At 62.4% G+C, this 19,676-nt stretch carries 15 protein-coding genes; 3 read left to right on the top strand and 12 right to left on the bottom strand.

The window, feature by feature from the left end; all coding sequences use genetic code 11:
- Positions 1–35: 35 nt before the first annotated feature.
- From B8V81_RS11925 to B8V81_RS11890, 8 genes are all read right to left on the bottom strand, one after another.
- Positions 36–977, bottom strand: a complete 942-nt coding sequence (locus B8V81_RS11925) for an ABC transporter permease (protein WP_028599445.1) — start codon at positions 975–977, stop codon at positions 36–38.
- 6 nt (positions 978–983) lie between these two features.
- Positions 984–1,910, bottom strand: coding sequence for an ABC transporter permease (locus B8V81_RS11920; RefSeq protein ID WP_028599444.1), 927 nt, complete (start codon positions 1,908–1,910; stop codon positions 984–986).
- 138 nt (positions 1,911–2,048) lie between these two features.
- Positions 2,049–3,755: a peptide ABC transporter substrate-binding protein gene (locus B8V81_RS11915; RefSeq protein ID WP_028599443.1), complete on the bottom strand. Its 1,707-nt coding sequence runs from the start codon at positions 3,753–3,755 to the stop codon at positions 2,049–2,051.
- Positions 3,756–4,338: 583 nt separating this feature from the next.
- A complete protein-coding gene (locus B8V81_RS11910) occupies positions 4,339–5,553 on the bottom strand; it encodes a response regulator (protein ID WP_028599442.1) in 1,215 nt (404 codons plus the stop codon).
- The gene (locus tag B8V81_RS11905; RefSeq protein ID WP_028599441.1) at positions 5,550–7,400 is read right to left on the bottom strand and encodes a cache domain-containing sensor histidine kinase; all 1,851 of its coding nucleotides are present in this window, start codon (positions 7,398–7,400) and stop codon (positions 5,550–5,552) included. The genes B8V81_RS11910 and B8V81_RS11905 overlap by 4 nt, the downstream gene beginning before the upstream one ends.
- 204 nt (positions 7,401–7,604) lie before the next feature.
- Positions 7,605–8,429, bottom strand: coding sequence for a carbohydrate ABC transporter permease (locus B8V81_RS11900; RefSeq protein ID WP_028599440.1), 825 nt, complete (start codon positions 8,427–8,429; stop codon positions 7,605–7,607).
- 16 nt (positions 8,430–8,445) lie between these two features.
- Positions 8,446–9,339, bottom strand: a complete 894-nt coding sequence (locus B8V81_RS11895; protein WP_028599439.1) for a carbohydrate ABC transporter permease — start codon at positions 9,337–9,339, stop codon at positions 8,446–8,448.
- Between the two features lie 143 nt (positions 9,340–9,482).
- Positions 9,483–10,853, bottom strand: coding sequence for a sugar ABC transporter substrate-binding protein (locus B8V81_RS11890; RefSeq protein ID WP_028599438.1), 1,371 nt, complete (start codon positions 10,851–10,853; stop codon positions 9,483–9,485).
- 289 nt (positions 10,854–11,142) lie between these two features.
- On the opposite strand from B8V81_RS11890, the gene B8V81_RS11885 reads away from it, so the two are divergent.
- Genes B8V81_RS11885 through B8V81_RS11875 form a run of 3 tightly spaced genes read left to right on the top strand, consistent with a single transcriptional unit; the run spans position 11,143 to position 12,928 of the window.
- Positions 11,143–11,463: a PadR family transcriptional regulator gene (locus tag B8V81_RS11885; RefSeq protein ID WP_101808440.1), complete on the top strand. Its 321-nt coding sequence runs from the start codon at positions 11,143–11,145 to the stop codon at positions 11,461–11,463.
- Positions 11,460–12,020: an HAAS signaling domain-containing protein gene (locus B8V81_RS11880; RefSeq protein ID WP_028599436.1), complete on the top strand. Its 561-nt coding sequence runs from the start codon at positions 11,460–11,462 to the stop codon at positions 12,018–12,020. The genes B8V81_RS11885 and B8V81_RS11880 overlap by 4 nt, the downstream gene beginning before the upstream one ends.
- A complete protein-coding gene (locus B8V81_RS11875) occupies positions 12,017–12,928 on the top strand; it encodes a DUF4097 family beta strand repeat-containing protein (protein ID WP_101808439.1) in 912 nt (303 codons plus the stop codon). Before B8V81_RS11880 ends, B8V81_RS11875 begins: the two co-directional genes overlap by 4 nt.
- A 146-nt stretch (positions 12,929–13,074) precedes the next feature.
- On the opposite strand, the gene B8V81_RS11870 is transcribed toward B8V81_RS11875, so the two are convergent.
- The 4 genes from B8V81_RS11870 to B8V81_RS11855 all read right to left on the bottom strand — a co-directional run bounded on the left by B8V81_RS11870 (position 13,075) and on the right by B8V81_RS11855 (position 19,210).
- Entirely contained in the window at positions 13,075–14,724 is a 1,650-nt protein-coding gene (locus tag B8V81_RS11870; protein WP_043111472.1) for an extracellular solute-binding protein, read from the bottom strand.
- A 160-nt stretch (positions 14,725–14,884) separates the two neighbouring features.
- The gene (locus B8V81_RS11865) at positions 14,885–15,784 is read right to left on the bottom strand and encodes a carbohydrate ABC transporter permease (RefSeq protein ID WP_028599433.1); all 900 of its coding nucleotides are present in this window, start codon (positions 15,782–15,784) and stop codon (positions 14,885–14,887) included.
- A gap of 17 nt (positions 15,785–15,801) precedes the next feature.
- Positions 15,802–16,713 (bottom strand): ABC transporter permease, encoded by a 912-nt coding sequence (locus tag B8V81_RS11860; RefSeq protein ID WP_043111471.1) that lies wholly within the window; start codon positions 16,711–16,713, stop codon positions 15,802–15,804.
- Between the two features lie 283 nt (positions 16,714–16,996).
- Positions 16,997–19,210, bottom strand: a complete 2,214-nt coding sequence (locus B8V81_RS11855) for an AraC family transcriptional regulator (protein ID WP_101808438.1) — start codon at positions 19,208–19,210, stop codon at positions 16,997–16,999.
- Between the last annotated feature and the right edge of the window lie 466 nt (positions 19,211–19,676).

The following is a 19,676-nucleotide window of genomic DNA, read 5'->3' as shown; positions in this document are numbered from 1 at the left end:
GCGGCGGCAGAACGTTCATGGTCGGATCGGACGTTTTATTCCACCCGGGTCTTCGGATCGAACGCATCCCGAAGTCCATCGCCGAAAATATTGAACGCGAGCATGGCGAGGCAGAGCATGCCTGCCGGGAAGAGCAGCGTCCACGGGTAGATCGTCCAGCTCGTAAGCGAGTCGTTGATCATGACGCCCCATGATGCGGCCGGGGATTGCACGCCGAGGCCGAGGAAGCTGAGGAACGCCTCCGCGAAGATGGCGCTCGGTACGGTCAGCGTCATCGTGACGATGATCGGGCCCATCGTGTTCGGGATGAGATGCTTGAACAGAATGCGGAAGCCGCCGGAGCCCATGGCTCTGGCTGCCAGGACATACTCCTGGTTTTTGAGCTGCATGATCTGGCCGCGCACGATCCAGGCCATGTTGATCCAGCCCGTCGCGGTGAGCGCGATGATGAGCGTCCACATGCCTTGGCCGAGCACGACGCCGAGCAGGATGACGACGAGCAGGTAAGGAATGGAGTAGAGAATTTCGCTGATCTTGTTGAGCACCTCGTCGACCTTGCCGCCGAAGTAGCCCATGATGCCGCCGATGATGATGCCGAGGATGACGTCGGCGATGGCGGCGACGATGCCGACCGTCAGCGAGATCTGAGCGCCTTTCCAAGCGCGGGCGAACAGGTCGCGGCCGAGCTCGTCCGTACCGAAGTAATGCGTGCCGCCTGGCGCGAGGAACGTGTCCAGCAGCTGCTGCGAGCGGAAGTCATGCGGCGTGAACAGCGGGTAGATGACCGCCATGATGATCATCAGCAGCAGCACGACACCCGAAGCCATGGCGAACTTGTTGGCCGTCAGCTTCATCATGGCCAGCTTCCAGGTCGTGTAGCTCGGCGCCATTTGCTGCTGCGCGAAATCGCGCTTTTTCAGCGGCACGAACTTCTTCGGATCGGGAAGAGGCCGTTTCGTTTCTTTGATCTGGTCCATTGTTGATCAGCCTCCCTTGCTGCTCTTCTTCATCCGCGGATCCACCATCGCGTAGCCGATGTCGGCGAGGAAGCGGGCGAACATCAGGATGACCGCATAGAACAGGGTAATGCCCATGATGAGCGGATAGTCGCGGTTCGTGACGCTGTTCGTGAAGAACTGGCCGAGTCCCGGCACGTTGTAGATCTTCTCGACGACGACGCCGCCGGTGATGATGTTGGCGCTCATCGGCCCGAGATAGGTGACGACGGGCAGGATCGCGTTGCGCAGGCCATGGCGGAGCGTGATGCGCAGCGGCGACATGCCTTTGGCCTTGGCGGTGCGGATGTAGTCGGCCGTCAGCACCTCCAGCATGGAGGAGCGGGTCAGCCGCGCGATGAACGCGATCGGCAGCGCCGACAGCGCGAACGTCGGCAGCACGTAGCCGAGCGGCGAGTTGAGGCCGGAAACCGGCAGCCATCTCCACTCTGCGCCGATATAGTACTGCGTGACGGAAGCGACGACGAAGTTCGGGATCGAGATGCCCAGGATGGAGATTACGACGGCGAACTTGTCGATGAGCTTGCGGTTGTACATCGCGGAGATCATGCCGAGCGCGACGCCGACGATGACCGAGACGATGATCGCGAAGATGCCCAGCTTGGCCGAGTAGAGGAACGACTGGGAGATGATCTGCGTGACGGTTTGGCCCGGCGTTTTATAGGAAATGCCGAGATCGCCCTGCACGATGTTGCCCAGGTAGACGAGATATTGCTGCCAGAGCGGCTTGTCGAGGCCGTAAAAGGCTTTGAGAGCTTCTTGCGCAGCCTTCGGAGTCTTTTCATCCAGGAAAGGGTTGCCCGGCACCGCCTGCATGAGGAAGAAGGTCAGGGTTGCAAGGACAAACAGAGACAGGAGAATGTTCAGAAATCTCCGGCCGATGAAACGAATCATTCCAGCACCTCTTTTCATTACCTTGCCCAACCGCAAAGAAAGAAGGGACGTCCGGAGACGGTCCGGCGCCGGAAAGCGCCGGACGACGGCTCCTGCCGCGGTCCCTTCTTCTCTCTGTCAGTTGCTCAGGCGGTATGCTTATTTGGAGATGTAAGCGTAGTTGTAGTTGATGTTGCCGTTGTACGTCATGAAGGCATCCTTCACATAAGCCTTGACGAGGGAAGAGCTGGTGTCATAGTAAACCGGCATGACAGCCATGTCGTCGATCAGGATTTTTTCCGCTTGAGCGAGCAGCTTCACGCGCTCAGCCTTGTCGGCGGAAGCGTAAGCGTCCTTGATCAGCTTGTCGTAATCGGCGTTTTTGTAGCCGATGTCGTTGTTGCCGCTGCCCGTGATGTAGAGGTCGAGGAACGTCATCGGATCGTTGTAGTCCGCGCCCCAGCCTGCACGAGCGATGTCGTACTTCAGGTTGGTGCGGTTGTCGAGGAAGACTTTCCATTCCTGGACTTCGGTCTTCACTTCGATGCCGAGGTTCTGCTTCCACATTTCCGTGATTGCGGTCGCGATCTTGGCGTGCTTGTCCGACGTGTTGTAGATGAGCGTCGTCGCCGGGAAGGAGTCCATGCCCTCTTCCTTGAGGCCTTCGGCCAGCAGCGTCTTGGCTTCATCGACGTTTTCGGAGAAGTACGTCTCTTGCGTCTCTTCGCGGAAGCTCTTCTCGGCGCCGGTGATGCTAGGCGGCACGAATCCGAATGCCGGCTTCTGGCCTTCGAGCACGACGCGGTCGATCAGCAGCTGGCGGTCGATGGACATCGACAGAGCCTTGCGGACCTTGGCGTTGTTGAACGGCTTTTTGCTTTGGTTGAAGATGTAGTAGTACGAGCTCGCGGCGTCGGTGATCTTCAGCTGCGGATCGTTCTCCTTGCGAAGCTTGTCGATCTGCGGGCCCGGAATCGTGCCCGTCGGCTTGCCGGCCCAGTCGAGCTGGTCCGTGTTGAAGTTGTTCAGCTCGGTGTTGGAGTCCGCCATCATGGCGAAGTCGACCTTGTCGAGCTTCACGTCGGCTTGGCCGTAGTAGTTCTCGTTGCGCTCGATCACGACTTTGGCGTTGTGCTCCCATTGGGTCAGCTTGAACGGACCGTTGCTGGAGAAGGTAGCGGCTTCGTTCGCCCAGTTGGGATCTTTTTCGACGGTGACTTTGTCGACCGGGTAGTACGTGTAGAAGTTGACGAGGCTGAGGAAGTACGTCGTCGGGTTGACGAGCTTCACTTCGAGCGTCGTGTCGTCGAGAGCCTTGACGCCTACGCCGGCTGCATCGCCCTTGCCGGTGTTGTAGGCTTCAGCGCCTTCGATGTAGTACAGCTGGTAAGCGTAAGGAGCCGGCTTGGCCGCGTTCGGGTCGAGCGTGCGCTTCCAGGAGAATTCGAAGTCATGCGCGGTGACCGGGTTGCCGGAAGACCATTTGGAGTCCGAGCGGATCTTGAACGTGTACGTCTTGCCGTCCTCGGATACTTCCCAGCTCTCGGCCATGCCTGGAACGGTCTCGCCGTTCTTGTCGTTCTTGGTCAGGCCTTCGAAGATGCCGTCGGCTACCGTGCCGGACACGTTGTCCTGCATCAGGGCCGGGTCGAGCGTCGGAGGCTCGGACGTGAGGTTCATGCGGAACACTTGGTCGCCGGAAGGAGCTGCCGCTTCTCCGCCTGCATTGTTCGCAGCCGCATTCTCGTTGCCCGTATTGGCTGCGCCGGTGTTGCCTGCATTGCCATTATTGCTGTCGCCGCATGCAGCAAGTACGCCGCCCGCGATCATAAGTGCCGCCAGTGTCAATCCTGTCTTTTTGTACACTAACCTTACACGCCCCTCACATTAATGGTTGAATAGCATATATTGAATTATACTATTCTACTTGATGAAGCACAACTTGCATTATTTTCTTTTGCCAAATAAATTTATCACTATGCACTCATCGTGTAAATCATTTAAATTTACTGATAATTATGCAGTTTTATTGACTAATACGTTGTCGCTTTATTCAATTAACGCAAATGTTTGATAAAGTAAAACATCTGCATAATATAAGCTTTTTTTGCTTCCATTCCCTTCCTTGTCCGCTTGCGGCCTCTTGGAAGCCAGAAACCGAAATGAATATCCATTCATCTTTATTCATAATATTTCACGCCACTCCCGGCTCCGCAACGGCCGGGGCATCCGCATCCGCTCGGCTCCGGATTCGCTTCTCCGTTTCCGAGGCTCCTTGACGGGATCGTCCGCCTGTGTATTTTTACCTGCTCTCCTTGGTTTTATGTATCTGTCCCAAGGCCCTCCCCGACGCCGCATCCGCCCTACGCCAAAATCGTTTTCTGCGAGAACGGACCTAAGCCTCCTGTCCTGTCGAGACGGGAGGCCGGCCATAGATTCCATTCTGATGTCAGGTATTCGAAATGCCTGGAGCCGTGTTCTTCTTCTCTTGCCGATATTCTGTCGGCGTCATCTGGAATCGCTTGCGGAACACCTGCGTGAAATGCCGCATGTCCTGATAGCCGATCCGCTCCGCGATCTCTCCGAGCTTCAGATCGGACTCCCGCAGCAGCTGGCGCGCTTCCTCCAGGCGCAAGCCGATCAGGTAGTCCTTGAAGCCCTGGCCCGTCTTCTGCTTGAACAGCTGGCTGAAATAGACCGGATTGAGATAAACGACGGCCGCGATCCGCTCCAGCGACAGCGACTCCTCCCGATAGTGGGCGGCGATATATTGAAGGGCGACCTCGATCGCCTTGTTGTCGCTGCCGCCCTTGATGCGCAGCGGCGCCTGGCCCGGCTCGTCCGCGGCCGTCATCGTCCGGTACAGCTTCCGCACGGCGTCCGGAACTTCCCCGATCTCGCCGATCCGGCCGCTGGAGGCGATCTGGAACGGAATCCGCAGGTAGCGGCCGAGGTAGCCGCGCAGGCTGGCCAGCAGGCCGGACAGCGCCTCCTCCGCTTCCACGGCGGCGACGCCGATGAGCGTATGCCGGTCATAGCTGACGACGAATCCGTCGCCGCTGCGCTCCAGCAGCTCGCTGAACACGTTGTCCACGACAAAATGCTCCAGCCCCGCGTCGCGCAGTCCCGGCTCGAGGCGCACCATGACGAGATGGAACGAAGGATAGCGGTCCATCAGGGAAGGCACGTCCAGCTGCCCGACATCCTGGCCCGAGGCGAGCCGCTGGAACATCGCCTCGCGCAAGTATTTGCGGCTGCTGCGCAGCAGCTCTCCCTCCTTGAGGGCGCTGCTCTCCGCCGCGAGCTCGGCCGCCAGCTCCCCGACGAGCTCCAGCAGCCGCTTCTTGCCGATCGGCTTCAGCAGATAGTCCTTCGCGCCGAGCTGCACCGCTTTTTGCGCGTAGGCGAATTCCGAATGAGCCGAGATGACGACCCATTTGATGGCGGGATAACTGCGCCGCGACAGGCGCATGAACTCCAAGCCGTCCATGCCGGGCATGAGGATGTCGGTCAGCACGATGTCGATGGGATGCTCCGACAGCACGCGCGCCGCCTCGTCGGCCGAGGCGGCCAGATGGATGCCGCAGTCCGGCATGGACTGCTCCAGCGTCCGGCGGATGCCGGTGCGGATGATGCTTTCGTCGTCTGCGATCAGGATGTTCATGACTGCTGCGTCTCCTCTCCCTTTTGCGAGTCGGCTGCCGGCGCAGGCTCCGCCTGCGCTTGCGTCCGTCCGGCCAGCGGCGGAATCGGCAGCGTCAGCCGGATGACGGTGCCGCCGTCCGGCTCGCGGTCCGCCTGCAGGCCGTAGCCGGCGCCGAACGTGTGGCGCAGCCGGCGATGCACGTTGGCGAGCCCGATCCCGCCCTGCCTGCGCTCGGCTCCCGGCTGGATCTTGACCTGCGGCGCAGCCTCGAACGAGGCGCGCAGCCGCGCGAGCGTCTCCTCCGGCATGCCGACGCCGTTGTCGCGCACCGTCAGCAGCAGCCGACCTTCCCGCGCCTCGGCCGTCAGCTCCAGCCGGCCGTCGCCGGACAACGGCTCGAGGCCGTGCTTGACGGCGTTCTCGATGACCGGCTGCAGGATCATTTTAGGCATCGGCACGTCCAGCCATTCCTCCGGAATGTCGATGCCGACCGACACCCGGCCCTCCAGCCGGATCGTGATGATCGTCAAATAGTCGCGGATCTGCTCCAGCTCCTCCCTCAGCGTCACCGGCGCGCCCTGCTCCCAGTGGCTGCTGTAGCGGAACATCCGCGAGAGCGCGAGCACGACCTCTCCGAGATCGTCCTCCTCCCGCTCGTCCAGCATCCAATAGATCATGTCGAGCGTGTTGTACAGGAAATGCGGATTGACCTGGGACTGCAGCGCGAGCAGCTCGGCGTTCTTCTCGCCGGCCGCGCTCTGGCGCACCCGGTCGACGAGCCGTCCGATCTGCCGCACCATGCGGTTGAACGAGGACGCCATCGCGTCCATCTCGCGGTAGCTGCCCGATTCGATGACGCCCTGGAAGTTGCCGAGCTCGACGCGCTTCATCTCGCGGATGAGGCGGCGCATCGGCGAGGAGATCATGTTGGACAGCACCGAGGCGGCGACGATCGACAGCAGCACGAGCACGACGCCGACGATGATGAGATAGCGCTGCATTTCGACGAGCTCCACCTTGAGGTCGCGCGCCGGCGTCACCGTGATCGCCGTCCACTCCGCGAACGGCAGGCGCGAGGAGACGACGAGCTTGCCGTCCTTCTCCGTGACGAGCGATTCCCCGGCCGTCTCCGGACGCGGCCCCTCGGCGATCGCCGGCAGCTGCCGCGCTCCGCCGGTCGAGCTCACGAGCCGGCCGCCCTCGTCGATCAGATACACCTCGCTGCTCGGACTCAGCTTGAGGTTGGCGAGCGCCGCGACGATGGGGGCTGGACTCGACTCGTACAGCACGACGCCGATCGGGCGATGCTCGTCGAGGTCGAACAGCTGCCGTCCGAAGGCAAGCACCGGACGATGCTCGTTCTGGTCCACGATCGACGACGGATAGATGCCGAGCCAGACGATCTTGCCGCCTTCCTCGACGATCGAGCGGTACCAGTCCGCCGAGCGGTAGCCGGGCACCATCTCATTGATGTAATTGCCGTAATTGTACACCGGCCCGCGGTCGGTGATGATATGGATGCCGATCATATCGTCGCGGGAGAAGTAGTTGGTGCCGATGATGTTCGTGATCGCCCGCTCGTTCGCGAACCGCTCGCGCGGCTCGGTCGGGCTCGCCTGCAGCAGCCGCACGAGGTCGAAGTTGTTGGAGATCGACTTGGACAGGCTGTCGAAGCCTTTGTCCAGCAGGTCGAACAGGCCGATCGTCTGCGACACGTTGCGCTGGGACAGGTCGGTGATCTTGCGCTGCAGCTGCTCGGTCGTGCGGTTGTAGAACAGCAGGCTGACGACGATGACGATCCCGGTCATGCAGCAGAGCAGCACGAGAAAGAGCCGTTGCTGGAGCGTCTGGCTGCGCGGCCACATGAGCTTCCCCCCTTTGGACGGCAGAATGACGGCAAAGCCCCGCGCTCCCGCGCGAAAAAAATTCGCGCGGGAGGCGGGGTTCGCTTTTGAAGCGGATGAACCGAATAAGCGGTTGACGATGAAGGCTCCGGACCGCTCCGGCTGGACCGGCCCTGCCCGGTTCTGCCCGGTTCTGCCCGGTTCTGCCCGGTTCTGCCGAGAGCGTCAGCCCTTGACGGCGCCGGCCACCATGCCCTTGGTGATGCGCTCGGACAGGATGAAGTAGATCAGGATGACCGGAATCGCGCCCATCACGAGGAACGCGCCGATGTTGCCGTAATTGGTCGTGTACTGGCTGACGAAGCTGTTGACGCCGAACGGCAGCGTCTTGAGCCGCTCCGAGGATATGAACGTCGCCGCCAGGATGTACTCGTTCCAGATGTTGATGAACGTCAGGATGCAGACGGTCATGATCGGCGGCACCGAGATCGGCAGGATGATGCTGCGGAAGATCCGGTACACGCTCGCGCCGTCCATGAACGCCGACTCCTCGATCTCATGCGGGATGCCTTTCATGAAGCCGCTCAGGATGAACACCGCGACCGGCGTCTGGAACGCGATGTACGGCAGGATGAGCGACCAATGCGTGTTGAGGATGCCGATGTTCTTGAACATGACCATCAGCGGCAGCAGCGTCGCCTGCATCGGGATCATGAGGCCGAGCATGAAGACGAGCAGCGCGGCCGGCGCCAGCTTCCAGCGGAAGCGGGAGATCGCATAGGCGACCATCGACGCCAGCACGATGACGACGACCATCGTGATGACGGTGACGAAGATGCTGTTGAACAGATAGCGCAGATAGTTGCCCTGCTCGTACGCCTCCGTATAATTCGCGAAGCGCGGAGACGCCGGGAGCGCGAAGAAGCTCCCGCCTAGGATTTCCTCATTGGTCTTGAAGGAATACAGGATGAGCCAGAGCAGCGGGTACACCTGCGTGACGACAAGGATGCCGAGGAGAAGATACACGACTCCTTTTTTGATGGATGCCATAGACCGTATCTCCCCCTTAGCCGACCTTTTTCTCGATGCGGTTGAAGACGCCGTTGATGACGAAGGTGAACGCCAGGCAGATGAACACCAGCGTCATGGCCAAGGCGCTGCCGTACCCGTACTTGAAGGTCAGGAACGTGTTGTTGTACATGAGCGTCGAGATGACGTCCGTCGCGTGGGCCGGTCCGCCGCCGGTCATGACCATGATGAGGTCGAATGCCTGCAGGGAGCCGATGAACGCCAGCACGATGGAAATCTTGAACACCGGCACGATGAGCGGCAGCGTGATGTAGCGGTCCGCCTTGAAGCCGTCCGCGCCGTCGATCTTGGCCGCCTCGTAGATGTCGGACGGGATGTTCTGGACGCCGGTGAACTGGATGATGAGGTGATAGCCGAAATACTGCCAGAGCGAGACGAAGTACAGGCAGTACATCGCGAACTGCGGCGAGCTCAGCCAGGCGCGCATATGCCCCTGCATGCCGAGCGCGTTCAGGATGCCGTTGATCATGCCGCCCATGTCGAGCGGGTTGTAGATCGTCTTCCACAGCTGGCCGATGATGACGACCGACAGGATGACCGGCATGAAGTAGATCGACACGAGCCGGTTGCCGCGCTTGACGTAGCGGTTGATCAGGATCGCGAACAGCAGGCAGATCGGAATTTCCGCCATGGAGAACACCGCGTACATCAGCGTGCGGCGCACCGCCGGCCAGAAATGCGGGTCATGGAACAGGATGTCGACGTAGTTGTCGAGGCCGACGAACGTCTTGTTGACGCCGATGCCGTCCCACTCGACCAGGCTCGTATAGCCCGAGATGACGATCGGGACGAATACCATCATCATATACAGCAGCAGACAAGGAAGCACGAAGATTCCGATCGTCCACCAACGCACTTTGAGCACATTCATGGTTTTATCTCTACTCCTCTCCCGCAGCGGACGAGAGCCGTCCGCTGTGCCGAAAAGGCAAGGACAGCCCCCTTTCGGGGAAACCGTCCTTGCCGCCCGGCCTTTCTTCCGGCCAGGGGGCCGGCTAGCTGCCTATCGCAGGCTTACTTGTTGGCCGCGAACGCGTCTTGATGCTCTTTCGCCACTTGCTTGGAATCGACCTTCTGCACGAACAGGTTCTGGATGCTGCTCAGATGAGCCTGGGCTACGGCCGGGTTCATCGTGTTGTCGAAGGCGAGGTCGCCGCCGCTGACGCTCTTGAACAGATCGAGGATGCCGACCGCCAGATCGGAGTAGCCCGCTGCCGCGAAGTCGCCTTCGACGACTTGGCCGAGGCCGACTGCGTCCTTCAGCTCGAATTTCTTTTTCGGGAAGTTCGTCATGAAGTAGTTCAGGAAGTCCTTCGTTTCTTGCGGATGCTTGCTGTTCGCGCTGATCGCGAAGCCGGAGCCCGGCGCCAGCATGAACTGGTTGACGTCGCCCTTGCCGTTCACCGTCGGGAAGGAGAACGCGCCGACCTTGCCCGCTACGCTGGAAGCGTCGATGTTGCCCGTTTCCCACGAGCCGATGATGAACATGGCCGCTTTGCCCGTCTTGAAAATGTTGCCGCCTGCGTTGGCGTCGATGCTCGTCGCGCCCTCTGGGAACGCGCCGGCCTGCACCAGCTCCTGGAACGCGTCGACCGCTTCCGTGAACGCCGGATCGTTGAAGTCCTTCTTGCCGTCCATGACGTCCTGCAGGAAGCCCGGGCCGCCGTTCGTGCGGAGCAGGATGTTCATGAACAGGAACGAGCCGGTCCATGTATCCTTCTCGCCGATCGCGATCGGCGTGATGCCTTTCGCCTTAAGCGCCTTGACGTCCTCGAGCATCTCGTCGAACGTCTTCGGCACGTCGGTGATGCCCGCTTGGGCGAACAGGTCCTTGTTATAGTAGACGACCTCGATGTTGTTGCCGTCCGGCAGGGCGTATACGTTGCCGTCGAAGCTGTAGTAGTCGAGCAGCCCTTTTTGGAACGTATCCTTCAGGCCGTTCTGGTCGAGCATGTCGTTGAGCGGCGCAAGCACGCCCGCGTCGACGAACGGCTTCATCTGGGCGGCCGGATTCACGATCGTGATGTCCGGCACTTCCTTGGAGGCCGCTTGCGTCTTCAGCTTCAGCTTCTGCTGGTCGGTATTGAGCGAGTCGAGCTCGATCTTGATGTTCGGGTTGGCCGCCTCGTAGTCGGCGACGAGCTCCTTCATGATCTTGTTCGTCACGGAGGTTTCGTCCGGGTAGATGTTCTGGAACGTGATCGTCACTTTTTTGCCGCTGTCGCCGCCGGAGGCTCCCGTATTGGCTGCCGCCTCGTTGGACGCGCCGCCCGTATTGGCCGCCGGCTCGTTGCCGCTGCCGCATGCCGCGAGGCCGACCGCCAGCGCGCCTGCCGTCAGCAGCAGCGCGGATTTCTTCAGAGCTTTCTTTTCGGACCTTCTCATCTGTTTTTCCACCTTTCAAGTCCCCCTTGGCAAGTTATATCTGGATTATGCGCTCGTGAAGCGGTTGCAACAAGGCAGGAACTTCAGGGGTGAGGTTTGATTTTTTCAGGTGTTGGTTCGGCGGCCCCTCCGTCTCGAGACGGAGGGGCCGCCGGGCTTTCGTCCGATTTTCGCGCCGCTATCTTGCCATGATGAATAGCGCATGGTATGTTGGTTCCAGCGAACGGTATTCCTCATCGACAGCTATTACACATTAATCAATACCGTGCATAAGATAGGAGCCATGCGGATGAACGTGCAATTCAAAAAAGGCGTGCTCGACCTGTGCGTCCTCTCCCTGACCGCTTGGGAGGACCGCTACGGCTACGAGCTGGCGGTGGCCATGTCGTCCAAGTTCGAGGTCGCGGTCGGCAGCGTCTATCCGCTGCTCAACCGGCTGACGCAGGAAGGGTACTTCACGACCTACCTGCGCGAGTCGACGGAAGGCCCTCCCCGCAAATACTACAAGCTGACGCCGCTCGGGCATCAGCATCTGATGGAGCTCGTGCGCGAGTGGCGGACCTTCTCGCATGCCGTCGACGAATTGATCAAGGAAGGTGTGGAACGATGACGAGGGAGCATTACTTGAACGAGCTGTGGCAGCAGCTCGCCCCCGTTCCCGAGGCGAAGCGGCGGGAATGGATGTATGACTACGAGGAGCATTTTCGGATCGCGGCGGAGCAGGGGCAGCCGGAGGAGCAGACAGCGGCGGAGCTCGGCGATCCGCGGGCGGTCGCGCGCGAGCTGCTGCTCGGCTACCGCGTCGAGGCAGCCAGCCAAGGAGGCGGAGGCGTGCGGCTCGTCTCGAGGGCGGTGTTCGCCGCGGTCGGGCTCGGCTTTTTCAATCTCGTGTTCGTGCTCGGCCCGTACCTCGCCCTGCTCGGGCTGCTGCTCGCGCTGTGGGCGGTCGCCGGCTCGTTCGTCATCGCCGCCTTCGCGGTCCTGCTGGAAGGATGGACCGGCGACGCGATCGCGATGCCGCTCGCTGTCTTCGGCGCGATGATCGCCGGCGGACTCGGGCTGCTGCTCGGAGCCGCGGCCTATAAGCTGACCGGAGGCATCATGCGGCTGACGCTGAAGTATTTGCTGGCCAACACGAAGATGATGAAAAGGAGCGTGGCGAGATGAACCGCAGCATGAGGAACGTCGTCCTGCTCGGCCTGATCCTGCTGCTCGGCGGCTTGATCGGCGCCGGCGTGACGTTTGGCCAAGGCGACCGGGAGTCGCTCCTCCAATTCGGCACGGAAGAAGTGAGGCTGAGCGAGGAGGTGCCGGCGGACGGCATCTCGCGCCTTCGGGCGGAGGCCGGCAGCATGGATATCGAGCTGGCGGCAGGCGCGAGCGACGACAAGATCATCGCGACGATCACCGGTCGCGCGAGCAAGAAGTCGCTCGACAAGATCAAGCTGGAGCTTGATCCGCAAGGCGACGAGCTGACGGTCAAGGGCAAGGAAGGCGGCGCCTTCACGTTCGGCTTCAACATCGTGAACGTGACGATGCGCATCGAGCTCCCGGCGCGGAAGTTCGAAGCGCTGCAAGCGGAGCTCGGCAGCGGCGATATCGACGCCCAAGGGGTCGAGGCCGGGGAGCTGACGTTCAAGACCGGCTCCGGCGACATCGAGCTGACCGGCGTCAAAGGCGGCGTCATCAGCCTGCGGTCCGGCTCGGGCAGCATCGACGGCGAAGGCGTCGTCGCGGAGGAGCTGGCGGCCAAGGCGAGCAGCGGCAACATCTCGCTCGAAGACGTGCTCGCCGCCCTCCAGCTCGATGCGGGCAGCGGCAACATCCGGGCCGAGATGGACCGGCTGGAGCTGCCGGTCACCGCGAGCAGCGGCAGCGGCAACATCACGCTGGCGACGAGGATCGCCCCGGCCTCCGCGACGGTCCAGTACTCGGTCGGCTCCGGCCGCTTCCGCAGCGACTGGAACGAGGACGAGGACGGCGAGCGCAAATCGCGCGAGCTGGTCTTCGGCGACGGCCAGGTGCAGGTGAAGCTGAGCACCGGCTCGGGCAACATCTCGCTGCGGGAGGAATGACGCCTTCCGGCCGGCCGGCCGGAAGGGCTCCGGCGCGGAGCGGATTGAAGCGCATCGCGAAAAACGAGAAAAAACCGGCTCTTTCCGCCGGTTTTTTCTCGTTTTCACGCCGCTTCGCGCGCTCGGCTCCCGCCGCGCCCGCTCGGCTACTTCTTCTCGATGGCCGCCTGATAGATGTCGATGTACTGCTTCAGGTTCAGGCCGTCGAAGCCTTTGACATACGCGTCCCAATCCGTGTCCAGATCCTTGTTGCCGATGACGAACTGGGCGAGGTTGGTCATGACGTACTCCTTGATTCCCGTCGTCAGCTGGGCCGCCGTCTCCGTATCCTCCGGCCGCAGGTACGCGCCGGACGGATAGAATTCCGCGGGAGCGTACGGCTCGTACAGCTTGGTCGCTTGGGCGAGCCGCGTCTCGTAGCCCTTCGAGCTGAGCGGGTTCTGGCTGGAGGCGAACGCGTCGCGGAACTCCTTGGACATATCCTTCGGTCCGAGCAGCGACCAGCTGTCGTTGCGGATCTCGTTCTCGTCGGCGGGCGGCAGGTTGTCGAAGCTGTACTTGGCCGGCTTGCCCCAGATGTTGAGCTCGCCCTCCTTCGCCTTGTTCCAGCCGATGCCCTCCTGGACGCCGTATTCGCTCAGCAGCGCGCCTTCCTCGCTGAACGCGTAGTCCACGAGATGAATCGCCGCGATCTGCTGCCGCTCGGACGCCTTGTTCGTCAGCGCGAAGGCGAAGTCGGTGATGCCCTGCTGCACGCCGGTCAGCTGCACGCCTCCCGGTCCCTTGAGCGGCGGCACGGCGACCCAATGCTGATGGCGCGTGATGCCGTCGTCCCACACATTGACGAGATAGCTGAGCAGCGCCGTCGTCATCGAGCCGACGATCTCGTCTCCCTCGCGATTGCCGAGCTGGCTGATCGCCTGGTCGTTCTGCGTGAACGCGGCCGGATCGATGAGCCCTTCCTTGTACAGCTTGCGCATATAGGCGAGGCCCTCCCTCCACTCCGGCTTGTCGGCCGCGAAGCCGACCTGGCCGTCCTGAAGCGTCAGGTACTTGTCGTTGTCGTTATAGATGAAGGCATTCATCAAATAAGCGTCGAAATTGCCGTTCCAGACGTTTTTGTTCGGAGCCCCCGTAAGCGGGATCTCGTCGGCCTTGCCGTTGCCGTTCGGATCCTTCGTCTTGAAGGCCCGGAGCACCTCGTACAGCTCGTCGGTCGTCGTCGGCACCTGCAGCCCGAGCTTGTCGAGCCAGTCCTTGTTCATCCAGTACTTCTCGGAATAAGTGCAGTGGTAGCACTCGTTGAAGCGCGGGATGCCGTAAATGTTGCCGTCGGGAGCCGTCATCGACTCCTTCAAGTACGGCTTCTTCTCCATGAGCGCCTTCAGGTTGGGCGCGTACTGGTCGATCAAGCCGTTGAGCGGAATCAGCACCCCCTGCTTGCTGTACGTCAGCAGGTCGGTGTTGGAGAACTTGCCCTCGAGGAACACCTCCGGGTAGTCGCCGCTGGCCAGCAGCAGCTGCCGCCGGTCCTTGAGCGCGTCCTGCGGAGCGAGATCCCACTTGATCTTGACGCCGAACTTCTCCTCCACCCGCTTCGTATACTCGTTCTCTTCCAGCGGAGCCTTGCCCTGGACGGCAAAAAACGTCATCTCGACCGGCTTTCCGTCCTCCGCCGCTCCCGCTGCCTCGCCCCCGGCCGCTCCGTTCTCGCTGCCGCTCGAGCAAGCTCCCAGCAGCAGGCCCGTCGCCGCCAGCAGCACGGCCAGCCGCTTCCCCTCGCGCTTCCATCCCATACGCTCAGCCCCCTTCGATATGGTCCAATCCAATCATGCGCAGCCTTGCTCCGGCCCGTCCGGCTTTTCGCGGACGAGCCGGCCGTGCTGTCTCCCGCGCCTCCTCCCAGGGAAGAGGCGCGCAGACGGAAAGCCTCACCTCCTTGAAGCCGCGCGCCGGTCAACCCTTCAGCGAGCCGACCATGACGCCCTTGGCGAAATGCTTCTGCACGAACGGATACAGAACCAGCACCGGCACGCTGGCGACGACGATGAGCGCATACTTCAGCGCCTGCTCAAAGCCCTGGTCGCGCATCCCCTTGGTCGTATTGGCCAGCATTTCCGGATCCGACGCGTTCAGGATGAGCAGGTTGCGCAGCACGTACTGCAGCGGGAACAGATGCTCCGACCGCAGGTAGATGAGCGCGTCGAAATAGGCGTTCCAGTGGCCGACCGCATACATGAGCGTGAGCACGGCGAGGATCGGCTTGGACAGCGGCAGCACGACGCTCCACAGGTAGCGGATATCGCGGCAGCCGTCGATCTCGGCGGCTTCCTGCAGCTCGGCCGGAATCGACGTCTGGAAGAAGGTGCGGGCGACGATGACCTGGAATACCGAGAACACGCCCGGCAGCCACATCGCCCAGCGGGTATCGAGCAGATGCAGCTCCTTCACGAGCAGATAGGTGGGAATGAGGCCGCCGCTGAAAAACATCGTCGTCATCATCAGCACCATGAAGAAGCCTCTTCCGGCCAGGCGCCGCTGCGACAGCGGAAAGGCCATGAGCACCGTGAACGCCACGTTCAGGAACGTGCCGACGACGGTGTAGACGATGCTGTTCCAGTAGCCGAGCATGAGCTGCGAGCTCTGGAAGATCGAGGCATAGGCCCGCAGCGAAAAGTCGACCGGCAGCAGCCACACCTGTCCGGAGACGACCGCTCGCGGAGAGCTGAAGGACGAGCTTACGATGTAGAGCAGCGGATAGGCGACGGCGACGGCGACAAGAGCGAGAGCCGCGTAGATGGCGGCGACGAGCATGCGGTCGCCGATCGGCTCCTTGATGCGCCGGGAGCGGAGCATGGGCATCCTCCCTTCTTTTACCACAGGCTGTTCTGCGACACCCTGCGGGAGATCGTGTTGACCGCGACGAGCAGGATGAGGTTGATGACGGAATTGAACAGGCCGACGGCGGACGAGAAGCTGAAGTTCGCCCCGAGCAGGCCGACCTTGTACACATAGGTCGCGATGACTTCGGAGGTGGCGACGTTGAGCGGGTTCTGCATGAGGTAGATCTTCTCGAAGCCGACGCCCATGATGTTGCCGAGGCTCAGGATGAGCAGGATGACGGTGATCGGCACGAGCGCGGGCAGGTCGATGTGGAGCATCTTGCGCAGCCTCGACGCGCCGTCCATCCTCGCCGCCTCGTACAGCGACGGATCGACGCCGGCCAGCGCCGCCATATAGATGATCGAGGCGTAGCCCATCTCCTGCCAGACGCCGGACCAGACGTAGATGGACTTGAAGAAGCCCGGCTCGCCCATGAAGTTGGGCGCGGTCCAGCCGAACAGGCCGTACAGCCGGTCGGCGATGCCCACATGCGGCGAGAGCATCAGGATGAGGATCGAGACCATGACGACGGTGGAGATGAAATGCGGCGCGTAGGTGACGAGCTGCACCGATCGCTTGAACAGTCCGGTCCGCACCTCGTTCAGCGCCAGCGCCAGCAGGATCGGCACCGGGAAGCCCGCTGCGAGCGAGTACAGGCTGATGAGCAGCGTGTTCTGGATGAGGATCGGAAAGTTCGGCGAGCGGAACAGCGCCTCGAAATGCTTGAGGCCGACCCATGGGCTCCCGAGGATGCCCTGGACGATGTTGAAATCCTTGAAGGCGATCAGGACGCCGAACATCGGAACGTACTTGAAGACGATCAGATACAGGACAGGCAGCAGCAGCAGCACGTACAGCTCCCAGCTGCGCTTGACCCTTGTCCATGCATGAGCCATAGGCATCTCCTTTCGCAACCGCTTGGATGGGACCGGCTCGGCCCGGGCGGCCGGCGTCGCTGATTCGATGGTAGCCCGCCCGCCGCCGCAGCCGCAATGCGTAAGATTCGTTGACTTCACGATTTTCTCCGCGCCGTTTCAGGCCGAAACGGCCGCCATTCCGATCCGGTCGCAGCCGTCTCTGTGACGTCCGCGTCACATTATCTGACCCGATCGGCGAGCGGAATAGAAAAAAGCCTTGCCTGCGCCAAATGGCGTAGGCAAGGCCGGAAGGCCGGAAGGCGGCGGATCACCCCGCGCTCGGTCGCGGCGCCCGCTTGCGGAAATCGCTCGGCGACATGCCGGTATGGTTCTTGAACGCGCGGTTGAAGGAATTGTAGTTGTAATACCCGATGTGCCGGCTGATCTCCTGCAGCGACAGCGACGGCTCGCCGAGCATGCGCTTCGCCTGCTCCATCCGTAGCCCCATCAGGAAGTCGATGAAGTTTTCGCCGAACTGCTCCTTGAACAGCTTGCTGATCGTCTTGGGATGGATGGAGAAGCGATCGCCGAAATAGTCCAGCGACAGCTCCGGGCTGCCGAAGTTCTCCTCCATGTAGGCCCGGATCTCCGCGATCTCGCTGCGGGCCGACTGCGAGTCGCGCAGCTCGCTCATCCGCGCGTCCATCCGCTCCAGCGCGCCGAGGCAGCCTGCCTCCAGCTCGTCCAGCGCCTCCCACTCCCGGTCGAGGGCGAGCAGCTCCGCCTCCGTTTCCTTCCACGCCGTCCAGTACTCCTTGGCCAGCTCCAGGAACATCCGATCCATCTGCTGGTACAGCACCTGCTGCAGGCTCTCGATCTCCTGACGCGAGAAGCAGGACTGGCGGATCTGCGCGTACAGGCTGCGCAGCCGCTCCCTCCAGCCGGGGTCGCCCGTGCGGAACGCCTGGGCGAGCTGCTGGATCGTGCCGAAATGATCATGCAGCGGACTGCCGCCGCTGCCGAGACGATCCGGCGTGATGACCTTGCCCGTGCCGAGCGCGGCCTTGTAGGCCAGCAGGCTGGCGGCGATGTCCGCCGAGCGGCGGATCTCCTCGAGCGGTCCGGCCGGACCGTGCAGCGCCATCGTGGCGCCGAACGCCAGATTGTCGCGGATCCAGTCCGACGCCTCGGCGGCCAGCCGCCTCGCCTCGTCCAGCCCCGCCTCCGGCGGCAGCCAGACGATCGCGCTCATGCGCCGGTCTCCCGTCCATTCCGCCCAAGCCGCTCCGCCGCCGCCCTGCACCGTCTCCGTTACGACGCTTGCGAGCACGAACTTGAGCATCGCCTGGTCGTGGGCGCTGTAGGCTCGGGAAAAAGCGGCATGGCGGTCGATCTCCAGCGTCCACGCAAACGCCGTCCGCCCGCGGGGCTCGAAGCCAAGACGCTCCAGATCGGACTCCCACTCGGCCTGGGAGATCGGAGCGCCGCCCGCCAGCGCCTCCAGAAAGCGATGCCGCTTGCGCAGCAGCCGGTTCTCCGTATCCTGCTGCTTGGAGCGCTTCATCTCCTCCATCAGCTGCTCCAGCGACAGGCGGATGAAGCCGAGCTCGTTGCGATCGGCTCCCGGGCCGTCCTGCGGTACGAGCGAGCTGGATCGGATCAGCGAGACGAGCTGGCTGATCGGCCGGTAATTGCGGCGGGTGACATGCACGACCCAGGCGATGCCGAGCAGGACGGCGCCCAGCGCCAGCACGAGCCAGACGCTGTACAGGTCGAGCGTCAGCTTCAGCCCTTTGCCCGTCGGGCCGCTGGAAACCGTCCAGCCTGTGTACGGCGAGACATACTGGGCCAGAACGAGCTCGCCGCCGTCCAGCCTCGGCCCGATCGCAGACTGGCCGCTGCGGTCGGACATGGCGATGAACGTCTGGCCGGGGTCGTACATGGAAGCCAGCTCCTGCCCCAGCTTGGACAAGCTGACGTTTACGACGACGTAGCCCGTCTTGGCGCTGGAAAAGCCCGGGTAGGCCCGCACGATCGTCATCACCTCCGCCGGCTTGGACATGGCATACGGCTGGAACGAGCGCTTGTCGCTCCATTGGCCGATCGGCCGCTCCCCGTCGAGATAGGATCGGAGGAAGGCGGCGTCGCGGAACGGCTCGGTCTTGAGCGAGCCGTCGCCGAAGACAAAGCCGTCGCGGGGGCGGTACAAATAAATGGAGTCGATGGCGGGATTGCCGAACGCCCATGAGTCCATCAGCCGGTCCGCCTGCAGGTTGACGAAGACGTCCTCCGCCTCCGCCCGGTAGAAATCCTTGAGCACGGCGGAGCCGAGGATGTCCTGCAGGATGCGGTAGTCGATGGCGCGCAACGAGTTGTCGGCATGGCGGATCGCCTGCTGCACGAGGAAGTCGTTCGCCTTGGCCGCTTCCTTGCGGCTCTGCTCGTTCAGAGCTTGAAAAAAGACGACGAACAGGATCGACACGACGATGAAAAAAGCGGGAAGGTACGAGAGCAGAAGCTTGCGGAACCAGCTGCTTTTCATGAAGATCCTCCCTTCAGCCATGGTAGACGAAGCCCGAAGCGGCCCTACGGCGCGGCGCTTGCGCGATTGGCGGCCGTTATTCAGACGCGAAGCCGCAGTATAGGCGCGATCGGAGCGGGACGGTCCGCGGCGGCTTCGGTTGCGGGGGGCGCGGATGCGGCGGCGGACTCGGGTGCGACGGATTCGGTTGCGGGGGGCGCCGAGACGGCGGTGGCTTCGGCTGCGGCCGCTCCGGCTGCGGGGGTCGCCGAGGCGGCGGATTCGGTTGCGGCGGATTCGATTGCGGGGGTCGCCGATGCGGCGGTGGCTTCGGCTGCGGCCGCTCCGGTTGCGGGAGGCGCCGAGGCGGCGGCGGACTCGGCTGCGACGGCTTCGGTTTTGGGGGGGCGCCAATGCGACGTCGGCTTTGGTTGCGTCGGCTTCGGCTGCGGCAGGACGAGGCCCGCCGGGGCTTTCTAGGCTTCGC

The sequence above is a fragment of the Paenibacillus pasadenensis genome (assembly GCF_002864175.1).
Taxonomy (GTDB): Bacteria; Bacillota; Bacilli; order Paenibacillales; family Paenibacillaceae; genus Paenibacillus_O; species Paenibacillus_O pasadenensis.
This window is presented reverse-complemented; position numbering and strand designations above follow the sequence as displayed.